Origin of the sequence: Saccharomonospora piscinae (genome assembly GCF_005862235.1) — a bacterium.
GTDB classification, from domain to species: Bacteria; Actinomycetota; Actinomycetes; order Mycobacteriales; family Pseudonocardiaceae; genus Saccharomonospora; species Saccharomonospora piscinae.
On record NZ_VCEK01000001.1, the window covers coordinates 944,038 to 960,513 of the forward strand.

The following is a 16,476-nucleotide window of genomic DNA, read 5'->3' on the forward strand; positions in this document are numbered from 1 at the left end:
CGGGTCTCGCTCGCTCGCCGACCAGGCGCGCGAGACCCGTCGGTGGCGGGTGGCAGTATCTCCCGCCATGAGCATCGAGGCGAAGACCGTGCTGCACCGCTACCTGCGCGACGGCCGTGCGGCGCTGCTGTGGAAGCTGGAAGGGCTCGGGGACTACGACGTCCGCCGCCCGCTGACTCCCACGGGCACCAACCTGCTCGGTCTCGTCAAGCACCTCGCGGGATGCGAGGCCGATTACTTCGGCGCGACGTTCCACCGGCCCTGCCCCGAACCGATGCCCTGGCTCGCCGACGACGCCGAGCCCAACGCCGACATGTGGGCGAGCGCCGACGAGTCCCGTGCCGACGTCCTCGGCCTCTACGAGCGGGTCAGCGCCCACTCGGACGCCACCATCGGCGCGCTCGACCTCGGCGCACCCGGCGTGGTCCCGCACTGGCCCGGCGAGCGTGGACACGTCACGCTGCACGCCATCCTCGTCCACATGATCGCCGAGACCCACCGGCACGCCGGGCACGCGGACCTCGTCCGCGAACTCGTCGACGGCGCAGCCGGACTCCGCCGCGACACGGGCAACCTGCCCGACGCCGACGCCAGCTGGTGGCGTGAGTACCACGCCAGACTCGAACGCGTCGCGCGCGAGGCCGGGCGTCCCTAGCGGTCCTGCTCGTCGGTGCGCTCGTAGACGTCGGGGACGCCGTCCTTGTTCGCGTCGACGGTCTCCTCCTCGTGGATGCGCCGGTAGGTGCGGTTGCGGATGCGGAGCACGATCGTGCCCAGCACCGCGGCGGCCAGCGAGCCGGTCAGGATCGCGACACGCACGACGTCGTCGGCGTCGCTGCCCTCACCGAACGCGAGTTCCCCGATCAGCAGCGAGACGGTGAACCCGATACCGGCGAGGAACGAGATGCCGACCGCGTCGATCCACTTCAACCCCTCGGCCAGCTTCGCGTGGGTGAGCTTGGAGACGAGCCATGTGGTGCCGAGAATGCCGACGCTCTTACCGACCACGAGCCCGAGCATGATGCCCATCGCGATCGGGTCGGTCAGCGCCGAGGTGAGCCCGCTCCAGCCCCCGACCTGGACCCCGGCGGCGGTCAGCGCGAACACCGGCACCGCGACCCCCGCCGACAGCGGCCGGAACCGGTGCTCGAAGTGCTCGGCCAGCCCCGGCCCCGCGTCCGGGCCACCGGCGGCCTGGCTGCGGATCACCGGCACCGCGAGCCCCAGCAGCACCCCGGCCACGGTGGCGTGGACGCCCGACTCGTGGACGAGCACCCACGTGAGCACCGCCAGCGGCAGTAGCAGCCACCACGAGCGGACCCGGCGCTGCACGAGCACGGTGAACAGCGCCAGCGGGACCAGCGAGCCGAGCAGCGCGCCCACCGCGAGATCGTCGGTGTAGAAGGCGGCGATGATGGTGATCGCGATCAGATCGTCCACGACGGCCAGGGTGAGCAGGAACGTGCGCAGCGCCGTGGGCAGGAACCGGCCCACCACCGCGAGCACGGCCAGCGCGAAGGCGATGTCGGTGGCGGCGGGGATGGCCCATCCCTCGGTCGCGCCGCCCGCGTTGACGAGCAGGTACAGCAACGCGGGCAGCACCACACCGCCGACGGCGGCGGCGACGGGTACCGCCGCCTTGCGCGGATCGCGCAGGTCACCGGCGACGAACTCCCGTTTCAGTTCGAGTCCCGCGACGAAGAAGAAGATGGCCAGCAGGCCGTCGGCCGCCCAGGTCGCGATCGAGAGGTCGAGGTGCAGGGCGGCGGGCCCGATCGTGAACGAGCGGAAGTCCTCGTAGGCCGACGACCACGGGGAGTTGGCCCACACCAGCGCGATGACCGCGCCGGCCAGCAGCAACGCACCACCGATCGTCTCCTTGCGGAGAATGTCCGCGATCCGGCTGGCCTCGCGCCAGGAGCCGCGGCCGAAGACAGTGCCGTTGCGAGATGCGTGCACCCTGTTACCTCCAGAAAGTCCGAGTCGTACCCGTTCTCGCCGACCAGACTTCCCGGCACACCTGGCGCTCAGCGTAAGGCACCCAACCGGGTGAATCGGACATCCCAGGTGCCGTCGTGTGTCGCCCGATCGGACGGCCGCGCGAACGCCCTGGTCAGCGACCCGGTTACCACCCGCCGAGCGGCGTGAGACACACCACGTCCCTACCCGCGTTGCCGAGTGAGCCCTGCCGCATCGGCGTGAGCTCGGTCAGCGGCACCGCCCGCGCGTCGTCACGACGACGGCGGCCAGGGTCCGGGTCACGGTGATCTTCGTAGGAAGTCCGGGCCGAGGGCCTGCGCCAGCAGCCCGGTGGGCGAGAGCACGGAGCGGACGTGACCGAGGTGGGTCTCCCGCAGTGCGGGCGTGGCCGCCGCGTCCAGCACGACGGTGGCGGGCTCGGCCACATCCTCCAGCACGCGCACGCAGCGGTAGTAGGTGAGCAACTCGGCGTCGGCGTCCTGCGCGCGACCGTAGCCGCGGCGGAACCGTTCCCGCTGCCGGGGTGTCACGGGCAGGTCGGCGAGCACGCCGCCGCCGAGCACGAACATGAGGTCGCGCTCCGGCGGAGCCAGCACGGCGTCGTCGAAGTCGAGCAGTGCCACGGCACCGGGGCCCGTGCTGACGACGTTGCCCCGATGCGGATCGCCGTGGCACGGCACGAACCGGGCCGCCTCGACCCGCCGTGCCAGCCGGTCGGCCGAGGACAGCACCCGCTCCCGCACCGCGTGCAGCGCGCTGCGGTGCCGGCCCCACTCCGTCGCGAGCCGGGCGTGGTGTGCGGTCGCGGCGCTGGGGTCCCCGCCGAGAGCGGAGTCGACCCGGTCGAACACCGTGACCCAGTGGCCGGGGTCGAACCGCTCCCGGGGCACGAGGCGGCGCGACTCGGCGTCCAGGGGCAGTGCGTGCAGGTGCGCGAGCAGCCGTCCGTAGGACTCCCAACCGTGCCGGTCCGGCGTGACGTCGGTGGCGGAGTGGCTCGATGGGCCGTCGAGCCACTCCGCCACCGACACCCGGCTGCCGTCGACCTCCACCCACAGCCGCCCGTCGCGGGTCCGGACCGGACACGGCGTACCACCCGGGCAGGCGGTGGCCAGTGCCGCGGCCACCACGAGCCCACCGGGCGAGCCGCCCGAGGTGCGTTTGACGGCGAAGCGGCGGCCGGCCCGGTCGGTGACCCGGAGCAGGGACGCGGCGAGATCCGCGCCACCGGCGACGGGCGCGACGTCGTGCACGACGATGCCGTAGTGCGTGGCCAGCAGACCGGCCGTGTCCCGCCGCGTCGCCACGGCGTCGCGGTCGACCTCCACTCTCAACCGACCCTCAGCACGCTCACCGCGAAGTCGGAGTCCTCGGTGAACGGATCGAGTTCCCAGGTGGCGAACCGGTGTTCCAGCGTCAGCCCGGCGGCCACGACGTCGTCGTCGAACCGCGCGAACGGATAGGTCCGCTCGCGCCGGAACCCGAGCACGATCCGCCCGCCCTTGCGCACGCAGTCGCGCAGGTGCCGCAGGACCTCCCGCTCGGAGTCCGGAGCGAGGAACACCATCACGTTGCCCGGCACCACGGCGAGGTCGAACGGCTCGACCGGCTCCGTCTCGCCCAGCGACGCCAGGTCCACGGTCGCCAGATCGCCGACCACCCAGCGCGGTCCGGGGTGGTCCCGCTCCGCGGCCTCGATCAGCACCGGATCGGCGTCGACCCCGACGACGGTGTGTCCGCGCTCGTGCAGGACCGCGCCCACCCGGCCCGGCCCGCAACCGGCGTCCAGGATTCGCGAGGCGGGCGGCACCATCGCGTCGATCAGCCGCGCCTCCCCTGCCAGGTCCGCGCCCTCGTCCGCCATCGTGCGGAACCGTTCGACGTACCACTCGGAGTGGCCGGGCGTGGTGTCGGTGAACCACCGGGGTCGAGTCGTCATGGCTCCATCCTGCCCGGAGCGGGCCGCGTTCCTACGGAGGGTTTCGATACGTTTGCGTAGCTACGTCAGCGTAGCTATATTGGCGTTCCCGGGTCCTCACCGACCCCGCTCACGAAAGGTCCACCACCATGACGTCACCGAGGTCAGCGCAGCCCGTCGTCGTCGACTGGGACACACCGGCCGCCACCTCCCGCACCGAACTCACCACCCACGTCTGGACCGCCCCGCCGCTGCGTCGCGGCTCGCCGATCCACGACAAGGCCTTCGCCGCGCTGCGGGACCTGAAGGCCAACCACGTCAGGCTGCTGCCGTGGTGGTCCTCCCCCAGGCTCTCCGTGCCCGAACTCGACCCGCCTGCCGACGGCCGCACCTCGTGGGACTTCGGCAACCTCGACCCGTTCGTCGACGACTTCCTCGACTCGGCACAGGGGCGGCCGGTGGTGGCGAACTTCGCCACGATCCCCACCTGGATGTTCGACACTCCCGAGCCCGCGCGCCTCGCGGACGATCCCGCGGCGATCCACTGGAACTACGAGCAGGGCACCGAGTTCCGCGACCCCACTTTGACCGAGGTGGCCGACCACTTCGAACGGATCGGCCGCTGGTACCTCGACGGCGGGTTCACCGACCAGTTCGGAGTGCGGCACGAGTCCGGCCGCCGTCACCGGTTCGACTACTGGGAGGTGCTCTGCGAGCCCGACATCGGCCACGAACTGTCTCCCGAGGTCTACACCCGCCTCTACGACGAGGTGGTGCGGCGGTTGAGCCACCTCGATCCGGACATGAAGTTCGTCGGCCTGTCACTCTCACTGGTGGAGCTGAACCCCGAGTACTTCTGGCACTTCCTCGACCCGGCCAACCACAGGGAAGGCGTTCCACTCGACGCGATCTCCTACCACTTCTACGGGAGCCCGGAGCTGTTGAACCCGCTCGGCCCGGACGGCAACCTGCCGTTCGACCACTGGCGGTCCTCGTACTTCTCCCAGGCCGACGGCTTCCTGCGGCAGGTGCGGCTGATCGACTCGATCCGCCGCAGGCTCTCGCCGGGCACGAAGACCTTCATCAACGAGATCGGGACTTTCAACCCCGACGTGATGAACCCCGAGCCCGACGTCCCGGAGCAGTACTGGGCACTCGGCGGCGCGGTCGTCGCCTACCTGTTCTCCGAACTCACCCGGCTCGGCGTCGACCTGGTCGGGGTCGCCGAGTTCGTCGGCTACCCCGGCATGGTTCCCGGTGTGTCGATGCTGGACTGGAACACCGGGGAACCGAACGCCCGCTACCAGGTGGTGAAACTGTTGCTGGAGCACTTCGACCCCGGCGACACCCTGCACACCACCGGCATCGGCGGGCTGTGGTCACCCGAGTCGCGGTTCCACGCCCAGGCATTCACCACCACACACGGGCAGCGCAGGGTGCTGCTGGTCAACAAGTACGCCGAGCACGTCGACGTCGAGCTTCCCGGAGCAGCGACGACAGCGCACGTCGACGCCGGGACCGGTGGCGCTCCAGCCGTCACCGACACGGTCTCCGGGGATACCATCACGCTCGGACCGTTCGCGACCATGGTCGTCACGATGCGTTAGAGCGCTCTGAGGAGGCGAGGGCAATGGCCGGCACCCGCGCTCGCCGCACCGACGCCGAGCTGGTGGCGGCCGTCCGCGCCGCCGTCGTCGAGGAACTCGCCGAGGTCGGCCTCGGCAAGCTCACCATGGAAGGCATCGCGCATCGCGCGGGCACCGCGAAGACGTCGCTGTACCGGCGCTGGGACAGCCCGCAGGCGGTACTGCTCGACGCGTTGCGCGCGGAGTTCCCGCAGGAGCGGCCGAGGACGACGAGCGACGACCTGCGGCAGGACCTGATCGAGGCGCTCGCGCTGATGGTGCGCTGGATGGCCACGCCCACGGCGCGGGCCGTCGCGTCGGTCCTCGCCGAGCGGGACCGCTACCCGGAACTCGCGGACGCGATCTACGCCCACGTCTTCGACTCCAAGGGCGGGCGCTTCACCAGCACCGTGTTGCGCCACTACGCCGACGCGGGCGCCCTCGATCCCGCGCTGCTCACCCCGGTGGTCGCCGACATCGGCGAAGCGCTCGTGCTCAAGCTCGCGTTCGACTCCGACGAGCTGCCGACCGAGCACACCCTCGCCGCGATCGTGGACCAGGCCATCCTGCCCGCGGTCGGTTTCCCGCCGATGCAGTAATGGCCACCCGGACCTGCGGACACCTCGCTATCCTCTCAAAGTATACACCGGTTGAATACACCGCGTGTATAGTGGTCGGCACCGGAAGCCGAACCAGAGAAGGGAGGGGTCATGTCGGTCTCGCGCACACTGCTGGCGCTGCTCGAACCAGGACCACGACACGGCTACGACCTCAAACGCGCCTACGACGAGCAGTTCGCCCAGGGCAGGCAGCTCGCGTACGGCCAGGTCTACTCGACGCTGTCGCGCCTGCTGCGCAACGGCCTGGTCGAGGAGGCAGGCGTCGAGCACGGGGCGGGCCCGGACCGCAAGCGGTACACGATCACCGACGCCGGGGTCACCGACGTCGAGTCGTGGCTGCGCACCGCGGAGAGCCCGGAGCCGTACCTGCAGAACACGCTCTACACCAAGGTGGTGCTGGCCCTGCTGTCCGGGCGCAGCGCCACCGAGGTGCTGGACACCCAGCGCTCGGCCCACCTCAAGATCATGCGCGAGCTCACCCGGCGCAAGAAGGACGGCGACCTCGCCGACCAGTTGATCTGCGATCACGCCCTGTTCCACCTGGAAGCCGACCTGCGCTGGCTGGAGCTCACCGCGGCCAGACTAGACGGGCTCGCGGAGGTGGTGCGCTCATGACCGCTCCGTTGCTGTTCGGGCGACACCTGCACAAGGCGTTCGGTCCCACGCGGGCACTGCGCGGCGCCGACGTCAGCGTGAGCGCGGGCGAGGTACTCGCGATCATGGGCCCGTCCGGCTCGGGCAAGTCCACCCTGCTGCACTGCATGGCCGGGATCGTCGCGCCCGACTCGGGCTCCATCGAGTACCGGGGCAGGGACCTGGGCTCGATGAACGACGCCGAGCGCAGTGCGTTGCGCCGCACCGAGTTCGGGTTCGTGTTCCAGTTCGGTCAGCTGGTGCCCGAGCTCACGTGCCTGGAGAACGTGGCACTGCCGCTGCGGCTCTCCGGCGTCCGGCGCAAGGTCGCCGAAGCCAGGGCGCAGCAGTGGCTGGACCGCATCGAGGTGGGTGAACTCGGATCCCGCAGGCCCGGTGACGTCTCCGGCGGACAGGGTCAGCGGGTGGCCGTGGCCCGGGCACTGGTCGCCGACCCCACGGTCGTGTTCGCCGACGAGCCCACGGGTGCGCTCGACTCGCTCAACGGCGAGAAGGTGATGGAGCTGCTCACCGAGGCGGCCCGCGGCGCCAACGCCGCCGTCGTACTGGTGACCCACGAAGCACGGGTGGCGGCACACTCCGACCGCGAGATCGTCGTGCGCGACGGGCAGGCCACCGACCGGGAACTGGTCGCATGATCCGCGATCTCCTGCTGGGGCTCCGGCCGGCCGTCGGGAGTGCCGGATCTCGGGGCAGGCGCTGCTGCGGTTGTGCATGACCACGCTCGGCGTCGTTCGTGGTCGCACCGAGTGGGCCGGGCGCGCCGTTGTCTACGGGTTCGGTGTCGCGCCGGACGGTGGAACTCGCGACGTCACCATGACCGCACTCGCCTCGACCGTCGCGGTGATCATGCTATCCCTCTGCTGATCTTCATCACGTCGGCGTCCCGCATCGCCGCGGCCGAATCGCTACTCGGGCGCGCCGGCCGGGCTCGTGCTGGGCGGTGGGCTCTTCCTCGCGCTACGGCCGCTGATCGCCGACGTGGACCTGTTCGGAGTGCGCCTCTTCGCTGAAACCTTCGTGCCGCCGTGGCCGCTGCTCGGGGCCGTGCAGAAGACCGTCGCCCGGCTGCGAGGCGGGTCGCCGTCCTGGCAGCTCGCCGTGCGGGGACTGCAACTGGAAAGCGGCACCGCCAGCCGCGTCGTCTCCGGCCTGGTCGTGGTGGTGGCCGGCGCGATCCTGATCCAGACACTGGTCGGCGCCCTCAGCTTGTCCGCTCCGCAGGGCAGTACGTGGAAGCCGGCGCCGACCGCTGGCCGCGCAGGCTGCGGCCGGGGTTCCGCTGTCGGTGCTGGCCCGTGGCTCGTTGTGGCAGAACGCGATTCCGGTGGGCGTGGGAATGGTGCTCGCGGTCGGGGCCGGAGTGGGAATCACGCTGCCGACCCTGCGCTACGGCGGCCTCGACTTCACCGTCGACGCCGGCCTCATCGGGACGGTGTGTGGCGCGGCGGTACTCGCCGTGCTCACGGCCACGGCGGTCGCCCTGCCGCTGTTGCGCCAGGTGACCACGCTGGACGGCCTGCGGGCCGAGTAGGACCACGCAAGTTCCCGTTCCTCGCGGTAGTCAGCCATGTGACTCGATGAGCCGGAATCCGGCGTCCCACTCACTCATCTTGAGCAGGTCCTGGTGGGCTTCGTCCCAGTCGCCGCTCTCAAGATCGCGACGTAGCCGGCGCACTCCCCTCTCGACAGCCTGTGAATCGGTCTGCGCCAGAGCGGAGCAAGCCTGTCGGATCCGCGGATCCAGGTAGGCGGCTGGTCGTCGCCAGTAGGCGGGGAACACGCCATCGGTGAAGTTCCACGGCAATGGCAGCGATGTGACGGTCTGGGCATCGAGTTCGCTGGCGATGTCGTCGGACGAGGGGCGGGAAAGTTCGAGTTCGGCGATTTCGGGCACGTACTCGCGAACGAACCAGAAATCCGTGTGCCAGGAGGTGTCGTAGGCGAGGACGACTCGAACCGGGGCCACTCGGCGCAATTCGGCGAGTCCGTGTCGCCAGTCGGGCCAATGGTGGACGGTCAGCACGGCCAGCACGGCGTCAACCGCCTGCTCGCGGAACGGTAGCGCTTCGGCGATCGCGCGAACGGCGGGGCCAGCGCCTCGCGGCCGCTGGTGAAATCATCTCCCACGACGGTTCAACAGCGATCACTGTCCGATCGCCGTCGGGCTCATATGAGCCAGTGCCAGCGCCCACGTTCACGATCGATCGAGCGTCGCCGAGTGCGGCGCAGATGGGTCTCATCCACCGTGGGTCTGTGCGTCGCCCCACGGAGTACCCCACGCCGATCTCGTCGTAAAGCTCCCTACGGACCACGTAGACACCCCCGGTAACTCGGCTTCTCCAAAGACTAGCGCGAGGCGTCCCGCCTGCTAGGTAGCGAGGTCCTGGCGCGGCGATCGTCCCGAATGGACTCGTAACGAATCCAGTTCCCGAGCGCGCCGATCGCGACGAACGGCGCCGCGATCCAGTACTGCCACCGATCGTAACCGGCGAAGACTCCGGCTCCTCCCAACGCGACGGCGAGCACCGTCAGTAACACCGCCGCGATCAGGAATGCTCGCCCTTCGCCCCGGGTGGGCGTCAGTTCCGAGTGGTCGGGTCCCCCCCCATCGGTCTGCGCACTCCCGGTCTCGACGCCGCGCCGACGCCGTCTAACCCAACGCCCCACAGAATCATCGCGAGTGAGCCCGCCATTACCGTGTTCAGCAGCCGCAGCACCTCGAACCGGTCACCGGCAAGTGTCGCCACAAGCCAGAACAGCGATATCGACGTCCACAGCACCGGCAGCAACGGGCTTGCGCCTGTACGGCTGTCCGCTTTAGATCTCGCCACGGTGATCACCATGCCAGAGGATGAGTCTCACGCCACGGGCTCGCTCACGGGTGGGCGTTCGGCTTCGTACAGGACGAGAAAGTCCGCGACGAAGCAGGCGACCTCACCCGCAGCGGTGCGGCCGACCCAGGTGGGATAGACGCCGTCACCCCATCCACTGGGAAAGCCGACCAGTGTGGCGCCGGAGGCGGGGTCGGCCACCTGCGCCGCCGTGCCACCGGTCAGGCCGGCAAGCAACTCCTCGAACGTCTCCTCGAGCATCGCCTCCATCGCACCGAGAGCATCGGCGTCCACGAAGCAGGCAAGGCCCGCGTCCACACTGAAGCCATAGAAGCGTTCATCACTCAGCAGCAGCGGGTCTTGTCCCGGTCGGAGCGCCATTTCCCACGACACCACCCGCTCCGGCGTGATAACCAGCCTGGCCGCGGCCACGCGTTCGTGGTCCGGTTCGTCGACGAATCGCACAACCGCCAGGTCCACCGGGTACTCGCCCGGTGCGGCGGTGACCGTGAACGGCTCGAGCAGGTCGGGCTGCAGCCATCCCGGGTCGGCTGCCACCACCCGGCCGCTGACCAGCCGGACGGTGCCGGCGCGGCGCACCTCCGTCTCGACCACACCGTCCGCGCTCGGCCAGCGCAGGCCCGGCTCGAAGAAGAGTTCCACGTTGCGCGGTTGCAGCGGAACGGCAGGCCGCCACGGCGGGCCGGCCGCTTCGTCCGGGGTGTCGTGGTGCCGTGTCTCGGTCGGCCACCCGAGCAGATCCGCCCACTCACCGAATCGGGGCGCGGGGAGGTGCAGTTCGTCGACCCGTTTCTGCTCGATGGTCTCCGAGGTGCCTTCGTCGGGGACACGGGTGCTGGTGCGAACCGTGCCGTCCGGCCTGGCCGCGGTCACCACGTGCCGGACCTGCTCTTCGTCGAACTCGGCCTGGTCCGGGTCCGTGTAGTCCCAGACGGTGGAGTGGAGGCAGAACAACCGGCCGTCGCCGAGGAGACGGAATTCGATCTCGCGATCCCGTCTTGCGGCCTGATCGAAGTGCCAGTACCGCGCGAAGCGGTGCGCCCAGGCAACTTCCAGTACCGCCTGCGGCGACTCCGTGCCCGGCGCGACGAAGGCAACGGCGTACTGCTCCCCACGATCGTCGCGCCCCCGGGCCGTGCCCGTGGTCAACCGTCCCACGATACGACGGGCTTCTCCGTCCCATCCTTCGCAATACACCACGTCCAGCGGCACACGCACGTTCATGCTCCGCACCGTACGGCGCGCCACCGACACTTCCGGGAACGACCAGGCAGGACCAGGCCAGCAGATACGAGACGAGGTATCGACACACAGCAATGCCGTTCCGGGGCCGCTGACCATCCGGCAGCCGACGATCAGAACGCGAGGAACTGAGGCGTCGGCACTGGCGGCTCGGCGAGGAGGGGTTACTGTTCCAGGGTGTTGAGCAGTGAAGGGGTTCGAATCGGAACGGAAGCCGCGCATCGTCTGCGGCGGAGGGGGTGCTGTGCGATTGGGCCAGGGCTGACGGAGGCGGAGTTCGCCCGCATCGAGCACGAGTTCGGGTTCGAGTTCGCCGACGATCATCGGGCCTTCCTTGCGGAAGGGTTGCCGCTGAACGGTCCTGTCGTCGAGGCGCACGGCGTGGACCGAACACGGAAGGCTCCCTGGCCGAACTGGCGCGATGGCGACCCAGATTCACTGCGTAAACGCCTCGCCTGGCCAGTCGATGGAGTGATCTTCGATGTCGAGCACAACGGGATGTGGCATCCTGCCTGGGGCGAGCGTCCATCTGGCCGTGACGAGGCGCTGGCGACGGCGCGACTTCATTTGGCGCAGGTGCCGAAACTGGTCCCGGTATACGGGCATCGGTACCTGCCTGCCGGACGGGGAACTTTTGGCCATCCGGTGCTTTCGATGTGGCAGACCGACATCATCTACTACGGCATGGACTTGACCGACTACCTTCATCAGGAGTTCGGCGGTTCGGGCATGGACAGAACAGACGAACGTTGGCAACCGCGGGCGACCGTGCCCTTCTGGCGAGACTTTCTCTGATTACCGGACCCAGAAAGTCAGCCTGCGGATGACCGCCTGCTTGGTGATCATCCGTCGCCTGATGGCGTCTCGATCACACCGTGTCGGGGCCGCCTCGAACAAGAGAAGACACACACACAAGCTGCGGCATACGGCTGCCTCACTTGGCAAGCCTCTCCGCGACCGTGTTGAACGAGTGTCGGCCGCTGGCCGGTCAACACCAGCTCCGACACGACGAAGGGGCCGCCCACCTGCGTAGACGGCCCCTGTTCTGTCGGGCTGACAGGATTTGAACCTGCGACCCCTTGACCCCCAGTCAAGTGCGCTACCAAACTGCGCCACAGCCCGGCCATCACCACCTCGGTGGCGATGACAGAGAGCCTACCGCGCCTCCGTCCCGGCGCGCACGGGGGGTGGTGCCTCGTAGCGCTGCGCCTCACACCCCGAGACGCCGGGCAAGCTCGGAGTCACCGTCGGTGGCCGCCGCCACCGCGCGGGCCCGTGCCGCCGCCCACTCCTGCCGGGGAGCGTCGTCCCAGTTCAGCGGCCCCAGCGGCGGGTGGGGATCGTATTCGATACCGAACTGGATCTGCCTGGCCACATCCTCGCCCGCGAGTGTCGCGGCCAGGTGCAGGGCGGCGTCGATGCCGGCCGAGACGCCCGCCGCCGTGAACACGGGACCGTCCGCGACCCAACGCTGCGACACCGGCACCGCGCCGAAAACCTCGAGCAGGTCGAGAAACGCCCAGTGCGTCGTGGCCCTGCGACCCTCAAGCAGGCCCGCCGTGCCGAGGATCAGCGCGCCCGTACACACCGACCCGACGACGTCGGCGCCGCTTGAGGCGCGCCGCAGCCAGCCGAGCAGCGTCTCGTCGGTCAGCGCGCGCAGTGTGGGCACCAGCCCGCCCGGGACCACGATCCCGAACGGCTCGGGCACCTCGTCGAACGTGCGGTCGGGCTCGATTCGCAGCGTGGAATCCGACTGCACGACTCCGGGATGCTCCGCCACCACCACGGTCTCGAATTCGGGGCGCAGGAAACCGAGATTCGACAGCACTTGCAGCGGTCCCACCAGGTCCAGCGGAGTGAGGCCCGGGTACAGCACGAAAGCGATCGTCTTCATACCGCCACGGTCCGGGAGCGCGCTGCCCCGGGGAGCCGCGATGTCCGCCAACGCCGCAAGTCCGGCCGCCAGGTTGGCTCACTGCCTCGCGAGCAGCGGGATGCGGCCCCCGGCCAGCACGGCCTCCACCTGCCGGGCGGACAGCCGATGGCACAGCCGGTAGTTCTCGTGGCGCGTGGCGTTGCGCACTGTCAGCTCGCGATCCCGGCCGAGCCGGTCGCGCAGCGCGTCGAGCGCCAGCACGTCGCCCTGCTCGATCCGGTCGTAGTCGGCGGGGTCGGTGAACTCCAGCGCGAGGATGCCGAAGTTCGCCAGGTTCTGCCAGTGGATGCGGGCGAACGACTTCGCCACCACGGCCCGCAGCCCCAGGTAGCGCGGGGTGATCGCGGCGTGTTCGCGGGACGAGCCCTGCCCGTAGTTGTCGCCGCCCACCACCACGTGCCCGGTGCCCGAACACTCGGCCGCCCGGTCCGGGTAGGTGGGATCGACCTGGTCGAAGGTGAACCGCGCCAGTTCGGGCACGTTCGACCGATACGGCAGGGCGCGTGCCCCGGCCGGTGAGATCTCGTCGGTGGAGAGGTTGTCGCCGACCTTCAACAGCACCGGAGCCTCGATCCCGTCCGGCAGCGGCGGAAGGTCGGGCAGGGCGGAGATGTTCGGTCCCTTCACCAGTTCCTCGCGGCGCGCCACCTCCGGTGGCAGCGGAGGCATCAGCATGGCGGTGTTGACCGAGGCGCGCTCGGGCAGGCCCAGGTCCGGGTAGTCGAGCCCGAGTTCGTCCGCGGCATCTCGTGGGTCGGTGATCCGGCCCGTGAGCGCTGACGCCGCCGCGGTCTCCGGCGAGCACAACCACACCGAGTCCTCGCGCGTGCCGCTGCGACCCGGGAAGTTGCGGGGAAAGGTGCGCAGCGAGTTGTGTCCGACGGCGGGCGCCTGGCCCATGCCGATGCAGCCCATGCACCCCGCCTGGTGGATGCGCGCCCCCGCGGCGACGAGGTCGGTCGTGCCGCCCAGCTTCGTCAGGTCGGCCAGGACCTCGCGCGAGCTCGGATTGACGTCGAAGCTGACGGCGTCACTGGCCTGCCTGCCCCGCACCATCCGTGCCGCGATGGCGAAGTCGCGCAGCCCCGGGTTGGCCGACGAGCCGATGACGATCTGACTCACCGGCGTTCCCGCGACCTTGCGCACCGGGACCACGTTGTCCGGCGACGACGGCATCGCGATCAGTGGCTCGATTGTGGACAGATCGATTTCGTCGGTCACGTCGTAGGTGGCGTCGGAGTCGGCGACGATCTCCCGGAAGTCGGCCTCGCGTCCCTCGGCCCGCAGGAACGCGCGCACCGCGTCGTCGGAGGGGAACACGGTGGTCGTGGCACCCAGCTCGGCACCCATGTTGGCGATCACGTGCCGGTCCATCGCCGACAGCGTCGCCACGCCGGGACCGTGGTACTCGACGATGCGGCCGAGGCCGCCCTTCACGGTGTGGCGGCGCAGCATCTCCAGGATGACGTCCTTGGCGGAGGTCCACGGCGGCAGCCGCCCGATCAGGCGCACTCCCCAGATCTCCGGCATCCGCACGTAGACCGGCCGACCGGCGATCGCCAGCGCCGCCTCCAGCCCGCCGACCCCCATCGCCAGCATGCCCAGCGCACCGGAGGCGGGGGTGTGCGAGTCGGACCCCACCATGCTCTTGCCCGGCACGCCGAACCGCTGCATGTGGGTGGGGTGTGACACCCCGTTTCCCGCCTTGGAGAACCAGATCCCGAAGCGGCGGCACGCGGAGCGCAGGTAGGCGTGGTCCTCGGCGTTCTTCTCGTCGGTCTGCAGTAGGTTGTGATCGACGTACTGGACGCTGACCTCGGTGCGGGCACGGTCCAGTCCCATCGACTCGAGTTCCTGCATCACGAGTGTGCCCGTAGCGTCCTGGGTGAGTGTCTGGTCGATCCGCAAGCCGACCTCGGAGCCGGGTTCGAGGCCGCCCTCGACCAGGTGATCGGCGATGAGTTTCTGCGCCACCGTCCTGCCCATGCCGCTCGGCTACCCTGTGGAGCGGATCACCAACCACGCCGCACCGGCGGCCCGACCGGCCGGGGCGGGGGTACGGTGGCCGTGGCGGCGCACCGGCGCCGCACGGCGGTGGGGCCCGCCGGAGGACAACCGCGGCTCGTCGGCCGCCAACGGTCCCTGCTCACCACCAGCCACGCCGTGTGAGTAGGAGGTCCCGTCATGACGGGTGATCGCATTCAGGAGTCCGTCGACCCCGATCTCGACGTCACTGACGTCACCACCGCCCCGCCGCGTCCCCGGGCGGCGGGGCAGCTTCCGATCGTCGTCGCCGTGTCGCTGGGCGGGGGCCTGGGCGCGGCGGCTCGCTACGGCGTGACGCTGGCCTGGCCGACCACCGCGGGCAGCTTTCCCTGGGCGATCTGGAGCGTCAACGTCGCCGGGTGCGCGCTGCTCGGCGTGGTGCTCGTGCTGGTCACCGAGGTGCGAGACGCCCACCGGTTGCTGCGCCCGTTCCTGGGCACGGGCGTGCTGGGTGGCTTCACCACGTTCTCCACCTACGCCGTCGACGCGCAGGCGCTGGTGCAGGCGGGACGCCCGGGCCTGGCCCTGACGTCGGCCGCCGCGACACTGGTGGCCGCGCTCGCGTCGGTCTGGCTGGCTGTGACGGCGACCCGCGCGGTGTCGCGGCGGGTGCGCGGTTCCCGGCGGCAGGGGGAGGCCGGAGCATGAGCTGGGTTCTCGTCGTCGCGGGCGCCATGGTGGGTGCCCCGCTGCGCTACCTCACCGACCGTGCCGTGCAGTCCCGCCACGGCAGCGTGTTCCCGTGGGGCACCGTCACCGTGAACGTGGCGGGATGTCTGCTGCTCGGCGTCGTCACCGGCGCGGTGACGGCGGGCGGGGCCCCGGAGCCGGTGCGGCTACTCCTCGGCACTGGGCTCTGCGGCGCGTTGACGACCTACTCGACATTCTCGTTCGAGACGCTGCGCCTCGCCGAGACCGGTGCGCGGCTGCTCGCCGCGGCCAACGTGGCCCTCAGCGTGGTGGCGGGCCTGGGCGCTGTCGTGCTGGGCACGGTGCTCGCGAACACCCTGTGGCCCTGACGCCGTGTCCGCAGCCTACGTAGCCGTGTCCGCAGCTTGTGTAGCCGTGTCCGCAGCCTGCGTAGCCGAATCCGCAGCCTGCGTTAACCGGACACGGGTTCCAGGTCAGCGTGGTCGAACGGCGGATAGCTCTCCCGGCCCACCCGCTCGGCCGCGTCGATGTAGTCGCTGAGAGCGTCGCGGGACTGCGCGAGCCGGCTCAACTGCTCATCCAGCAGCCGCAGCCGCGAGCGCATGGCGGCGAGCAACTCGGGACACCCGAGCAGTTCCGGCGCCTCCCCGACCGCGCAGGGAAGCAGGTACATGATGTCCTCAGAGGACAGTCTGAAACCTACGACGTCGAAGGCCGACGGTTTGGTGTCGAGAGAGCGACCTGGCGTCAACGCCGAGCTGCCGAAGCTGATCAAAGCGATGGCCGACCGCGCGATCGCCGCAGGACACGGCGGGGAGCAGTATCCCGTGCTGATCGAGGAGTTCGGCAGACGTTCCGAGGACTGAACACGACCCCGCGACGCCGTGTCCGCACGTTGGGTAGCCGAGTTCGCACCGCAGAATGCGGACACGGCTACGCAGAATGC

20 protein-coding genes, 1 tRNA gene and 1 pseudogene are annotated in these 16,476 nt (G+C 70.1%); 11 read left to right on the forward strand and 11 right to left on the reverse strand.

Features of this window, described 5'->3' with window-relative positions:
• The first annotated feature begins 67 nt into the window (after positions 1-67).
• Entirely contained in the window at positions 68-655 is a 588-nt protein-coding gene (locus tag FFT09_RS04535; protein ID WP_081190863.1) for a DinB family protein, read from the forward strand.
• On the opposite strand, the gene nhaA is transcribed toward FFT09_RS04535, so the two are convergent.
• The 3 genes from nhaA to FFT09_RS04550 all read right to left on the reverse strand — a co-directional run bounded on the left by nhaA (position 652) and on the right by FFT09_RS04550 (position 3,919).
• Complete coding sequence (nhaA, locus tag FFT09_RS04540; RefSeq protein ID WP_138381899.1) at positions 652-1,959, reverse strand: Na+/H+ antiporter NhaA; 1,308 nt, start codon at positions 1,957-1,959, stop codon at positions 652-654. The genes FFT09_RS04535 and nhaA overlap by 4 nt on opposite strands.
• A 299-nt stretch (positions 1,960-2,258) precedes the next feature.
• Positions 2,259-3,308 (reverse strand): phosphotransferase, encoded by a 1,050-nt coding sequence (locus tag FFT09_RS04545; RefSeq protein ID WP_244231241.1) that lies wholly within the window; start codon positions 3,306-3,308, stop codon positions 2,259-2,261.
• Positions 3,309-3,310: 2 nt separating this feature from the next.
• Positions 3,311-3,919, reverse strand: a complete 609-nt coding sequence (locus tag FFT09_RS04550) for a class I SAM-dependent methyltransferase (protein WP_081190865.1) — start codon at positions 3,917-3,919, stop codon at positions 3,311-3,313.
• Positions 3,920-4,047: 128 nt separating this feature from the next.
• On the opposite strand from FFT09_RS04550, the gene FFT09_RS04555 reads away from it, so the two are divergent.
• The 6 genes from FFT09_RS04555 to FFT09_RS04575 all read left to right on the forward strand — a co-directional run bounded on the left by FFT09_RS04555 (position 4,048) and on the right by FFT09_RS04575 (position 8,331).
• The gene (locus tag FFT09_RS04555) at positions 4,048-5,505 is read left to right on the forward strand and encodes a glycoside hydrolase family protein (RefSeq protein WP_138381900.1); all 1,458 of its coding nucleotides are present in this window, start codon (positions 4,048-4,050) and stop codon (positions 5,503-5,505) included.
• A gap of 23 nt (positions 5,506-5,528) precedes the next feature.
• Positions 5,529-6,122: a TetR/AcrR family transcriptional regulator gene (locus tag FFT09_RS04560; protein WP_138381901.1), complete on the forward strand. Its 594-nt coding sequence runs from the start codon at positions 5,529-5,531 to the stop codon at positions 6,120-6,122.
• 111 nt (positions 6,123-6,233) lie between these two features.
• Complete coding sequence (locus tag FFT09_RS04565; protein ID WP_138381902.1) at positions 6,234-6,758, forward strand: PadR family transcriptional regulator; 525 nt, start codon at positions 6,234-6,236, stop codon at positions 6,756-6,758.
• Complete coding sequence (locus FFT09_RS04570) at positions 6,755-7,435, forward strand: ABC transporter ATP-binding protein (protein WP_138381903.1); 681 nt, start codon at positions 6,755-6,757, stop codon at positions 7,433-7,435. The genes FFT09_RS04565 and FFT09_RS04570 overlap by 4 nt, the downstream gene beginning before the upstream one ends.
• 76 nt (positions 7,436-7,511) lie before the next feature.
• On the forward strand, positions 7,512-7,664 hold the full coding sequence (locus FFT09_RS22850) for a hypothetical protein (protein ID WP_167305331.1): 153 nt from the start codon (positions 7,512-7,514) through the stop codon (positions 7,662-7,664).
• Positions 7,665-8,085: 421 nt separating this feature from the next.
• Positions 8,086-8,331, forward strand: coding sequence for a hypothetical protein (locus tag FFT09_RS04575; protein WP_138381904.1), 246 nt, complete (start codon positions 8,086-8,088; stop codon positions 8,329-8,331).
• Between the two features lie 30 nt (positions 8,332-8,361).
• Here FFT09_RS04575 and FFT09_RS04580 read toward each other — a convergent pair.
• The 4 genes and pseudogenes from FFT09_RS04580 to FFT09_RS04595 all read right to left on the reverse strand — a co-directional run bounded on the left by FFT09_RS04580 (position 8,362) and on the right by FFT09_RS04595 (position 10,993).
• Positions 8,362-9,040: pseudogene (locus tag FFT09_RS04580) on the reverse strand (class I SAM-dependent methyltransferase).
• 106 nt (positions 9,041-9,146) lie between these two features.
• Positions 9,147-9,338 carry a hypothetical protein gene (locus FFT09_RS04585; RefSeq protein WP_138381905.1) on the reverse strand — a complete coding sequence of 64 codons (192 nt, stop codon included), beginning with the start codon at positions 9,336-9,338 and terminating at the stop codon, positions 9,147-9,149.
• Positions 9,339-9,379: 41 nt separating this feature from the next.
• Positions 9,380-9,643: a hypothetical protein gene (locus FFT09_RS04590; protein ID WP_138381906.1), complete on the reverse strand. Its 264-nt coding sequence runs from the start codon at positions 9,641-9,643 to the stop codon at positions 9,380-9,382.
• A gap of 15 nt (positions 9,644-9,658) precedes the next feature.
• Entirely contained in the window at positions 9,659-10,993 is a 1,335-nt protein-coding gene (locus FFT09_RS04595) for a DUF4241 domain-containing protein (RefSeq protein WP_208544350.1), read from the reverse strand.
• A gap of 78 nt (positions 10,994-11,071) precedes the next feature.
• Between FFT09_RS04595 and FFT09_RS04600 the strand changes: the two genes are divergently transcribed.
• Entirely contained in the window at positions 11,072-11,689 is a 618-nt protein-coding gene (locus tag FFT09_RS04600; RefSeq protein WP_138381907.1) for an SMI1/KNR4 family protein, read from the forward strand.
• Between the two features lie 253 nt (positions 11,690-11,942).
• Here FFT09_RS04600 and FFT09_RS04605 read toward each other — a convergent pair.
• The 3 genes from FFT09_RS04605 to FFT09_RS04615 form a co-directional block, all read right to left on the reverse strand.
• A tRNA-Pro gene (locus FFT09_RS04605) sits at positions 11,943-12,016 on the reverse strand.
• 88 nt (positions 12,017-12,104) lie between these two features.
• Positions 12,105-12,791, reverse strand: a complete 687-nt coding sequence (locus tag FFT09_RS04610; RefSeq protein WP_138381908.1) for a DJ-1/PfpI family protein — start codon at positions 12,789-12,791, stop codon at positions 12,105-12,107.
• 78 nt (positions 12,792-12,869) lie between these two features.
• Entirely contained in the window at positions 12,870-14,819 is a 1,950-nt protein-coding gene (locus tag FFT09_RS04615) for an aconitate hydratase (protein WP_138381909.1), read from the reverse strand.
• 198 nt (positions 14,820-15,017) lie between these two features.
• On the opposite strand from FFT09_RS04615, the gene crcB (FFT09_RS04620) reads away from it, so the two are divergent.
• Positions 15,018-15,527, forward strand: a complete 510-nt coding sequence (gene crcB, locus FFT09_RS04620; protein ID WP_138381910.1) for a fluoride efflux transporter CrcB — start codon at positions 15,018-15,020, stop codon at positions 15,525-15,527.
• Positions 15,524-15,898, forward strand: coding sequence for a fluoride efflux transporter CrcB (gene crcB / locus FFT09_RS04625; RefSeq protein ID WP_081190877.1), 375 nt, complete (start codon positions 15,524-15,526; stop codon positions 15,896-15,898). The genes crcB (FFT09_RS04620) and crcB (FFT09_RS04625) overlap by 4 nt, the downstream gene beginning before the upstream one ends.
• Positions 15,899-15,981: 83 nt before the next feature.
• On the opposite strand, the gene FFT09_RS04630 is transcribed toward crcB (FFT09_RS04625), so the two are convergent.
• Positions 15,982-16,203, reverse strand: a complete 222-nt coding sequence (locus FFT09_RS04630) for a MerR family transcriptional regulator (protein ID WP_341868996.1) — start codon at positions 16,201-16,203, stop codon at positions 15,982-15,984.
• Between FFT09_RS04630 and FFT09_RS23470 the strand changes: the two genes are divergently transcribed.
• Positions 16,202-16,396 carry an imine reductase family protein gene (locus tag FFT09_RS23470; protein WP_425273037.1) on the forward strand — a complete coding sequence of 65 codons (195 nt, stop codon included), beginning with the start codon at positions 16,202-16,204 and terminating at the stop codon, positions 16,394-16,396. The genes FFT09_RS04630 and FFT09_RS23470 overlap by 2 nt on opposite strands.
• Positions 16,397-16,476 lie beyond the last annotated feature (80 nt).